This window comes from Anaerostipes hominis (ex Lee et al. 2021) (genome assembly GCF_002270485.1).
GTDB classification, from domain to species: Bacteria; Bacillota; Clostridia; order Lachnospirales; family Lachnospiraceae; genus Anaerostipes; species Anaerostipes hominis.
Map to the genome: position 1 here is coordinate 1 of NZ_NQOG01000039.1, position 8,814 is coordinate 8,814.

Annotated in this window: 10 protein-coding genes; all 10 read right to left on the reverse strand. The window is 45.9% G+C overall.

Translation table 11 applies throughout. From position 1 onward, the window contains the following. Window positions 1–123: 123 nt before the first annotated feature. On the reverse strand, window positions 124–1,863 hold the full coding sequence (gene ilvB, locus CI597_RS17040; protein WP_024727111.1) for a biosynthetic-type acetolactate synthase large subunit: 1,740 nt from the start codon (window positions 1,861–1,863) through the stop codon (window positions 124–126). Between the two features lie 13 nt (window positions 1,864–1,876). Then, window positions 1,877–2,452 (reverse strand): SMC-Scp complex subunit ScpB, encoded by a 576-nt coding sequence (gene scpB, locus CI597_RS17045; protein WP_024727110.1) that lies wholly within the window; start codon window positions 2,450–2,452, stop codon window positions 1,877–1,879. Further along, window positions 2,427–3,197, reverse strand: a complete 771-nt coding sequence (locus CI597_RS17050; protein ID WP_024727109.1) for a segregation and condensation protein A — start codon at window positions 3,195–3,197, stop codon at window positions 2,427–2,429. Before CI597_RS17050 ends, scpB begins: the two co-directional genes overlap by 26 nt. Before the next feature lie 10 nt (window positions 3,198–3,207). Next, complete coding sequence (locus CI597_RS17055; RefSeq protein WP_024727108.1) at window positions 3,208–4,077, reverse strand: metallophosphoesterase; 870 nt, start codon at window positions 4,075–4,077, stop codon at window positions 3,208–3,210. A gap of 179 nt (window positions 4,078–4,256) precedes the next feature. After that, window positions 4,257–4,610, reverse strand: a complete 354-nt coding sequence (locus tag CI597_RS17060; protein WP_024727107.1) for a PTS glucitol/sorbitol transporter subunit IIA — start codon at window positions 4,608–4,610, stop codon at window positions 4,257–4,259. 29 nt (window positions 4,611–4,639) lie between these two features. Then, window positions 4,640–5,653 carry a PTS glucitol/sorbitol transporter subunit IIB gene (gene srlE / locus CI597_RS17065; RefSeq protein ID WP_006565779.1) on the reverse strand — a complete coding sequence of 338 codons (1,014 nt, stop codon included), beginning with the start codon at window positions 5,651–5,653 and terminating at the stop codon, window positions 4,640–4,642. Between the two features lie 22 nt (window positions 5,654–5,675). Next, window positions 5,676–6,230 (reverse strand): PTS glucitol/sorbitol transporter subunit IIC, encoded by a 555-nt coding sequence (srlA, locus tag CI597_RS17070; RefSeq protein ID WP_009290547.1) that lies wholly within the window; start codon window positions 6,228–6,230, stop codon window positions 5,676–5,678. A gap of 15 nt (window positions 6,231–6,245) precedes the next feature. Next, window positions 6,246–6,701 carry a transcriptional regulator GutM gene (locus CI597_RS17075; protein ID WP_024727106.1) on the reverse strand — a complete coding sequence of 152 codons (456 nt, stop codon included), beginning with the start codon at window positions 6,699–6,701 and terminating at the stop codon, window positions 6,246–6,248. 17 nt (window positions 6,702–6,718) lie between these two features. After that, window positions 6,719–8,641, reverse strand: a complete 1,923-nt coding sequence (locus tag CI597_RS17080; RefSeq protein WP_024727105.1) for a BglG family transcription antiterminator — start codon at window positions 8,639–8,641, stop codon at window positions 6,719–6,721. Between the two features lie 36 nt (window positions 8,642–8,677). Further along, a partial coding sequence (locus CI597_RS19600; RefSeq protein WP_143266099.1) for an SDR family oxidoreductase occupies window positions 8,678–8,814 on the reverse strand: 137 nt, incomplete at its 5' end.

An 8,814-nucleotide genomic window follows, 5' to 3' on the forward strand; every position in this document is an offset into this window, starting at 1 on the left:
GATGAATGCCCTGCTTCCAAAAGCAGATATCGCAGGGCTTGTTAAAGTTACCCTTTTTTCAGCATATGATATGAAAAAGTCTGCAAAAAAGTTTCAATTTATACTTGACATATCACCGCTGGACTATCGATCCATAATCATTTCGTTGATGGAACCGCCTGTCTTCATCATCGGGAATACCAGCTGCTCACTGTCAATAATGAATTCTATCAATGTCGGTCCGTCGGTCTTTTCTTTTGCCTTCTCAAATGCTGCATCAATCTCTTCCGGCTTGGTCACACGGATACCCTGAGCTCCGTAGCTTTCCGCAAGTTTCACAAAATCCGGTGTATACGGAGGGCACGGATGGTTCTCCGGCGTACAGTTACCTTTGCAGCTCTTTCTATATTTCAGACATGTACTTGCGAACCTTCTATTATAGAAGAGATCCTGCCATTGTCTCACCATGCCCAGATATCCGTTGTTAAAAATACAGAATACCACAGGAAGCTCCTGCACTACTGCCGTCGCCATCTCCTGGATGTTCATCTGGGCTCCGCCGTCTCCGCTGATGCATACCACTTCCCTTCCGGGATTTCCGATACATGCACCCAAAGCCGCCGGGAATCCGTAGCCCATAGTGCCCAGACCTCCCGAGGTGAGCAGCTGGCGGTTTCCGTGGAGCTCCACATACTGTGTCGCCCACATCTGATTCTGCCCTACATCTGTGACAACGATCGGTTCTTTGAAATCTTTATTGATGGCCTCTATGATCATCTGAGGAGTCAGATTTCCTTTGGCACCCTCCATCTTGATCGGATGGGATTTCTGCCAGCTCTCCATCATAGAGATCCAGCGCTCCACATTAAGAGCCGGTTCTTTCTGTGCCAGTTCCAGAATATCTAAAATGGCTTCCTTTGCATCTGCAACGATTGGGATATCCACGGTTACATTTTTAGAAATGGCCGCCGTGTCGATATCAATATGTATGATCTTTGCCTTGGATGCAAACGTACCAAGTTTTCCTGTGATCCGGTCATTGAATCTCGTTCCGATGGAAAACAGGACATCACAGTTGGCAATGGCTTCATTTGCAGCAAAATTTCCGTGCATGCCGATGTTGCCAAAATAGAGCGGATGGTCTGTAGGCAGTACTCCGCGACCCATAATCGTGGACACCACAGGTACCTTCAGTATTTCCGCAAGCCTTGTCATCTCTTTGTGGGCTCCGGCAATCTTTGTTCCTCCACCGATAAGAAACAGCGGCTTCTTGGACTTATGAAGAGCTTTCATGGCTCTCATCACCTGTCCGTGGTGTACTTTCGTATTCGGTTTATATCCTCTGATATTGACACTGTCCGGATACTCCTCGCTGCCGAAGGTGCCCATCACATCCTTTGGAAGATCGATCAGCACCGGCCCCGGTTTTCCGGTCCTTGCGATATAAAAGGCTTCTTTGATGATACGGCCCAGATCTGCCCTGTTCCTGACAACGATCACAAATTTGGCGACATTCCTTGTCACTCCCACGATATCTACTTCCTGGAACGTGTCATTTCCGATCAGCGGAAGCGCCACCTGTCCGGTGAAGCACACAAGCGGTACACTGTCATAATTCGCCGTGGCGATTCCCGTCACCAGATTAGTCGCACCGGGGCCGCTGGTAGCAAGACAGACGCCCACTTTTCCGGTAGCCCTGGCATACCCGTCTGCCGCATGGATCAGTCCCTGTTCATGTCTCGGAAGGATCACGTCGATCGTGTCATCTTTGTATAACTCGTCAAAAATATCAATGACGCAGGCCCCCGGATACCCAAAGACGGTATCTACGCCTTCTTCTTTTAATGCCTTTACCAAAAGCTGGTTTCCTGTAATTTTTCCCATATGCTGTCCTCCCTTAATTTTGTTCCAGTTCCTCTAATGCATATTTTACTTCCTCCTGAGCTTCTTGTTTAAAGTCCTCTACCTTATCCTGATCGATTTCAGGAAGCTCTTTTATGGATTCCACTCCAAAACAGCGCAAGAATTCTTCCGTCGTTCTGAATAATATCGGTCGTCCGACAGCGTCTAAACGCCCGGCCTCCCGGATTAAGTTATACTCTAATAACTTATTTACCGGATGGTCGCATTTGACCCCTCGGATGGCTTCTATCTCTTGTTTTGTCACCGGCTGCTTATATGCGATGATAGATAATGTTTCCATCATGACATCGGTAAGCTTCGGTTTTTTCGGCTGGTTTACAATTTTAATTAATTGATCATAGTATTCCGGCCTGGTACACAGCTGGTAAGAACCGTCCAGCTCAAGGAGCCTGATCCCGCTGTCTTTTCTGTTGTATTTTCTTTTTAACTGATCAATTAAGTAAAAAAATAAATCCTCCGGGATATCCAGAGCCGTCATCAGCTGTTTCTTCGAGACGCTCTCTCCCATGGAGAATAAAATTGCCTCAATCATTGCCTGCTTCTGTCTCATGCCTCTCTAACACCTCAATCATAATTTCCTGTCCGATCTTTTCCTGGACAGCCCGTATCTTTCCAACCTTCATCAGTTCCAGAATTGAAAGAAACGTGACCACAACCTGTTCTTTGGTCATCTGTCCTTCCAGCAGCTGTCTGAACGACAAGCGTCTCCTGGAAGATATCAGATATTCCACTTCTTCCATCTTATCTTCCAGCCGGACTTCCTCCTGTTTGATCTCTCCAAACTTACTCCTGATGGGATCGATCTTATCTTCCCTCTTGCGCATGACAAATTCAAAAATCCTGTTCAGGTCTTCCATAGTGACATCCCTGCTGATCTCTCGGACGTCAACCGGACGACGGTATCTGAGCACCTCTTCCGGAACGGCCCGTTCTTTAAAGAATGTCTTCTCCGCCTCGTACTCCCTCGCTTTCAGTTCTCTGGACGCGTACTTATATATTTTGTACTCCAGAAGTCTTAAAACCAATTCCTCCCTTGGATCTCCTTCCTCATCATCATCTTCTTTGGCCGGAAGAAGCATTTTGGCTTTGATCCTGAGCAGTGTCGCCGCCATCACAAGAAAATCACTCATCACATCCAGGTCTTCCTCCTCCATCTCACGGATATAGGCGAGGTATTGCTCTGTGATCTCAGAAATGGGGATATCATAGATATCCACTTTGTTTTTCTCAATCAAATGGAGCAAAAGATCCAAAGGCCCCTCATAAACATTTAATTTTATATCAATCGCTGCCATACTCAATGTCCTACTTTTTCTTTAATGTAATACACGATACCTCAGGCTTGTTAAACAGCCTGATCTTAATAGAATGGTTGCCCAGTCCGCGGCTTAATATCATGATCGATGTGCCGATCTGGTATTCTCCCGCATCATACTTTGGAAACAGCTGAAACTGAGGAGATATCACGCCTCCTACCTTCGGAAGCCTGACCATGCCTCCGTGAAAATGTCCTGACAAGACCAGATCACACCCCCACTTGGAATACTGTCTGAAGTAGTTTGGATTGTGGGCCAGGAGCACCTGAAAAAATTCCGGATCTGCATCTCCGAGCGTATCGGTCATTTCCTCCGACGAAGGCGGTGCAGGATGGAACTTGCGGTACTGTTTTTCTTCCATATCAAAAGCTGTCAGGCAGATGGCAGAAATTCCGCTGTCTACCATGATACTTTCATTGGACAGATGAACGACTCCGCATTCTTTGAGCTGGTGGACATATTCTTTATAGGCCACTCCGTAAACTTCTTCATTTCTTTTGAGCCTCAGTTCATGGTTCCCGTCAGCATAATAGATACGGTATCTCCGGGAGAGTTCTCTCATCAGATCCAGCGCGACTTCATAAGACGAGTCCACCCTGCTCACGAGCATATCCCCGCCCACAAAAACGGCATCCGGGCTGCATCCGTCAATCATGTCAATCAATGCCTTATTCTGGTAGTCAAATTCGTTGCAGTGCAGATCCGTCAGGAACACGATTTTATAGCCGTCAAATTCCTCCGGCAGTTTTGCAGAAACAACCGTATATTCTTCCAACGACAGGTTTTGATTTTCATTCATACTCGCAAAACATACAGCCGTCCCCAATATTACGGCCGCAGTTAAAATTATAAACAACATACTCTCTCACTTTCCCGTTATTTGGAAGTCCCATATCTATAAAGGCCATTCCCGTACCTTTCTTGACAGTCCGGGTATACCTTTCCCTATTTTACTAAATAATTTGAAAAAAAACAAGAGGGACGGATGCCTCACCCGGGCTTCCGTCCCCCATTGTCCATTGTTATGAAAAATAATATTTATTCTGTAATAGAAATTGTGCTTCCAACTTTTAATGTCGGCACATCTGTTTTTTCTACACAGATGCTTCCCGGAAGGCATTCTCCGCTTCCGTTGAATGAGTATGTCACGTGTCCCAAGTTGTTCAGGTTTTCTCTGGCAACATCTCCAACCATGGTAATCTTGTATTCCTGTCCGTCGATCACGAGCTTATTGCCCGGTTTGATCTCTCCCTGAACCGGAGTCACCTCTACGGAATAGCAGAAATCTTTTAAAGTATCCGGAGCGTTGTCCCCAAATGTTACGAAGATTCCCTCTCCAACAAATGCTTCTACCTGATCTCCCATTCCTTTGATCGTTGTCTGATAAATCATGTTCTTCTTCCTTTCCTGCTAAAGCTGAATTATTTGTATAATCCAATACTTGCTACGAATGCTACGAGCACACGCGGCACACCTATTATGAACCTTGAGTATAGCACAGAAGGCACACCGACTTCAACTGTTTCCGGATCTGCTTCCGCAAGTCCCAGGCCTACCGGGATGAAGTCACAGGCACACTGTGTGTTGATGGCAAACAGTGCCGGCAGTGCAAGTCCAGGTGCAATGTTTCCTTTTCCGATTTCCACACCGATCAGAGTACCGATGATCTGAGCAATAACGGCTCCAGGTCCTAACAGACAGGACAGGAACGGGATAGAACAGATCAGTCCAAGGATCACAAGTCCCACGATATTTCCGCAAAGTGGCTTTAACATCTGTGCAAACCAGTTACCGAAACCGGAGCCCTGGATAATACCGATCAGCAGTGACACGAACCCCATGAACGGGAGAATCGTATGTAATACGGTGTTTACGGATTCTTTCGCAGCCGCGTTGAATGTCGCTACGACTTTACCTGCACCCATACCGATCTTCTGGATGAAGCTGGATTTCTTTCCGCCGTTTCCGCCCATCTGCTCTGAAACTTTCTTGTCTGCACTGTATTTGAATTCTCTCTCTTCTGTCTTAGGCGCCTCTGATCTGATCGGAGCCGCAGACCCGTCTGCTGCGCTGATCTGGTTCATGCCGACACCGGATACATAGATGTCTTCTGTGATGTACTTCGCCATCGGTCCGGATTTTCCAACCGGGTTTACATTGATGGTAGGAATTCTTTTCTGAGGGTAAATACCGCAGCGAAGAGTTCCTCCGCAGTCGATGATTACAAGGAAAATTTCCTTTTCCGGCACGGTTGTCTTAAATCCGTTTACTGCACGGCATCCGGTAAGGTCTACGATCTTCTGAACGATATCAGGTTCTGCTCCTCCTCCGGTGATGAATAATAAAACGTCTTTTCCTTCTTCTGGTTTTACGGTTAAAGGTCCGCCGAATCCGCCGCTTCCTTTTTCAATTTTAATTGCTCTGTATTCTGCCATGATGAATCCTCCTTTTCTCTCTTTATTGATCCTCTAACTTAATCTCGTTGCTCAGTTCGATTCCCTGCTGTTTCATAACGATCTTTGTCGTAAAGTCTGTCACCCATCCGGCAAAGAAGTTCATGACAAGACCGACTAACAGGTACCTCAGTGCAAGGTCTGTTTCGTTTAAACCGAGTTTCTGGATTCCAGCCGCAATTCCCATGTAGATGAAGATTTCACCCGGATTGATATGAGGGAAAATACCGCTGTTTGTATGGCAGTGATAAGCTGCTGAAGCATAGTAGCTTGGTTTCTGGCGTTCCGGCAGGAATTTACCCATGGAAAGCGCCATAGGGTTACCTAACATGAAGGCTGCGATAAATGGCAGCACCCCGTAAGCCAAAATAACATTTTTAGAGCACACTTTCGCAAATTTGTTGATCCTGTCCTGTCCGACCAGTGCGATGATGGTATTCATTAAAATAAGTAACAGTAATACCTTCGGTACAATTCCTGATACCCAGCCGATAAAAGTCTGGGCCCCAGTGTCAAATAATCCCATAAATCCTGACGCAAATTTTACAATAACGTTCATATATATTTCTCCTTCCTATTTACAGGCTTTTCTGGATTTGCCGAGAAGCATGTCCGCAATTCTCGTCAAGAGTCCCGGCGTCTCCACTACTTCGCCTCCGTCCATGATCGTGTTGTAGTTGGAGGCTGCATTCAAAACGGATCTTCTCAAAGAATATTCCATGCCTTTGCAGTCTTCTTTCGTAATCAGTCCCACATTCTTTCCGTTGAAATCATCAAACTTTTTAAATCGTGCAAAGATTGTAAATCCCCGCATGAAACATCCTTCTTTGATCATGCCACGCTTATCAATTGCAAACATCACCATAGCTCCGGCATGAAAACCGCCTTTGCTTTTTCCAATCGCCACTCTTCCGATCTTCCTCAATCTTCCGTAGTGGACGTTAAAGCCCTTCATCTGAACCATTGAAAACAGAAACTGCAGTATAAATGCCGTCAGCAGCGCACCTGCAATCAATAAATAGTATGACATACGCATCCTCCTTAACTTTATTTAAAAATATTGTTCTCTTCCACAAAATATAGAAGTAATTCCCTGTAAGTCTTCATCTGCCGAAGCTTCTTCACCACGTCCGGATCATGGGCGATCGCCAGCATATTGTCATAGAGCTGGATCAGCACGGAATCATTTTTCATTTCTTCCGGGATGGCCAGCAAAAACACCAGCTGAACCTCGTCCTCCCCTTTCGCCTTCTCTTTTTCCGGAAATACACCGAAGGCAAGGGTCAGCTTTTGCAGTTTATTCGTCGTATGAGGAAAAGCAATATTTTTTTCAAATATCATTGTCGATTCCTGTTCCCGAATGCGGAGTCTCTCCTCAAAGCCGTCGTCCACAAGTCCCTGTTTAAACAGCTCTTCGGTCATCATGTCCACATTCTCTTCGTAGCCAAGATCCGGCCTAAGCACAAAGAACCGTTCCTCGTCCAGCATGTTTAGAAACACTGAATCAATTCCCCGGCGGATCGGTATTCCCATCTCCGCCATGTTTTTTACACTTTCCACTTTGCTTTTCAGCAGATTCTTGTCGAACACCTCATCGATGTCGATGATCGGTGTCGGCCCTTTTGTCTTTAAATTTGTTGTCGTAATAATCAAGTCGTAGGAATCTTCTTTTTCCGCTTCAAAATCTCCATTGAAATAGTAATCGATGACCGGTTCCACCTCAAAAATATTTTTCAGCTGGCTGGCGATCAGTCTTCCGATAATCTTTCCTGACCCGCATACAATAGCAATTCTGTACTGCTTCTGTTCCGGCGCCTGTTCTAAAAGAAACACGCCGAAATACATCGCCAGAAATCCCAGCTCGTCCTTCGTCACCTCGACTCCGGTCCTCGTCTCGATGACATCTTTGGCAATGCCGGCCATCGTGTAGGCAACGGAGTATTCATCTTTTACTTCTTCCACCAGGGCATTCCGGATATGAAATCCATATTTCAGCCGGTTGATCATGAAAAATACATGATAGACAAAATCGTCAAACAGTTCATTTACGATCACTGTGACACCGATTTCATCCTGGATACGGTCTAAAATCTCGATGATCAGATCCGCCGCCTCCTCTGAAATCTGGATATAATTTTCTATCCCCTCGGTGTTTACCGGAGTCCTCATCCCTGCGATCGGCAGGCAGAGGAAAATCCTTTCCGGCTTCGGTATTTTGAATGGAACAGCCTCTTCCACTTTGTCCGCAAATTCGTCCGCAATCTCGTATACTTTGCTGTCATAAAGCTCCAGATACCTGTGGTCCAGAGACTCAATCGTATGTCCGTTCCCAAGGCGGTCGACCATGACTACAAAAGCCCTGAAAAATTGTCCGAATCCCAAAGCATCCAGAGAATATTCTGTCTGCATATCGTACAAAAGCTGCCTTAACTGGCTGCCCAGCGGATAGTTCAGATAAATCTGCTCATAGACATTTTCCAGGAGAAACAGGCGAATCTTAATCTCTTCCCCGCAAAGGGAGAGCCCTGTGTTTGCCTTTCCTTCCACTGTCAGATCATACTTTTTTATCTGTTCCCGGATACGGTTTAAATCTCCGACGGTAGTCGTTCTCCCTACCTTCATCTCCTCCGACAGGTCATCGATCAGATATGGCTTTTTGGCATCCATCAGCTGCCAGAAAATATACGCCATCCTTGTCTGAGGGGAATTAAAATATTCTTCCTGTTCGTATATCTTGTCTCGGATCTCCTCATAACCCTTCTGATCGAATACAATAAGCTTATACTGTCCTTTTTTATTGCTGATGACTGCATATCCGCCCATCAGGCAGTTCAGCTCTTTTACATCGTTCCGCACAGTCTTTGTGGAAACGCTGAGCTTTGCCGCAATGCGGTCTACGTCGGAGGAATCCTGTACCTCCACGTTCCTTAACAGAGCAGCCATTCTGTTTTCATCATTAAAAAGTTTCATAAGCTTACCTAATACCACCTTTTCTCCGTATGCAGATTAACCTCTTGTCTTTCCGCCGGCTACATTGATGGTCACACCGTGTACATAAGAAGATCTTTTGCTTGCCAGATATACACACATGTCTGCCACTTCGGAAAGCTTTCCGGATCTTCCGAGCGGTGTTGTTGACGTCT

Excerpts from the sequence above, each read along its gene's own strand:
- ilvB (WP_024727111.1), bottom strand. The coding sequence starts at position 1,863 with ATGGGAAAAATTACAGGAAACCAGCTTTTGGTAAAGGCATTAAAAGAA.
- scpB (WP_024727110.1), bottom strand. The coding sequence starts at position 2,452 with ATGAGACAGAAGCAGGCAATGATTGAGGCAATTTTATTCTCCATGGGA.
- CI597_RS17050 (WP_024727109.1), bottom strand. The coding sequence starts at position 3,197 with ATGGCAGCGATTGATATAAAATTAAATGTTTATGAGGGGCCTTTGGAT.
- CI597_RS17055 (WP_024727108.1), bottom strand. The coding sequence starts at position 4,077 with ATGTTGTTTATAATTTTAACTGCGGCCGTAATATTGGGGACGGCTGTA.
- CI597_RS17060 (WP_024727107.1), bottom strand. The coding sequence starts at position 4,610 with ATGATTTATCAGACAACGATCAAAGGAATGGGAGATCAGGTAGAAGCA.
- srlE (WP_006565779.1), bottom strand. The coding sequence starts at position 5,653 with ATGGCAGAATACAGAGCAATTAAAATTGAAAAAGGAAGCGGCGGATTC.
- srlA (WP_009290547.1), bottom strand. The coding sequence starts at position 6,230 with ATGAACGTTATTGTAAAATTTGCGTCAGGATTTATGGGATTATTTGAC.
- CI597_RS17075 (WP_024727106.1), bottom strand. The coding sequence starts at position 6,701 with ATGTCATACTATTTATTGATTGCAGGTGCGCTGCTGACGGCATTTATA.
- CI597_RS17080 (WP_024727105.1), bottom strand. The coding sequence starts at position 8,641 with ATGAAACTTTTTAATGATGAAAACAGAATGGCTGCTCTGTTAAGGAAC.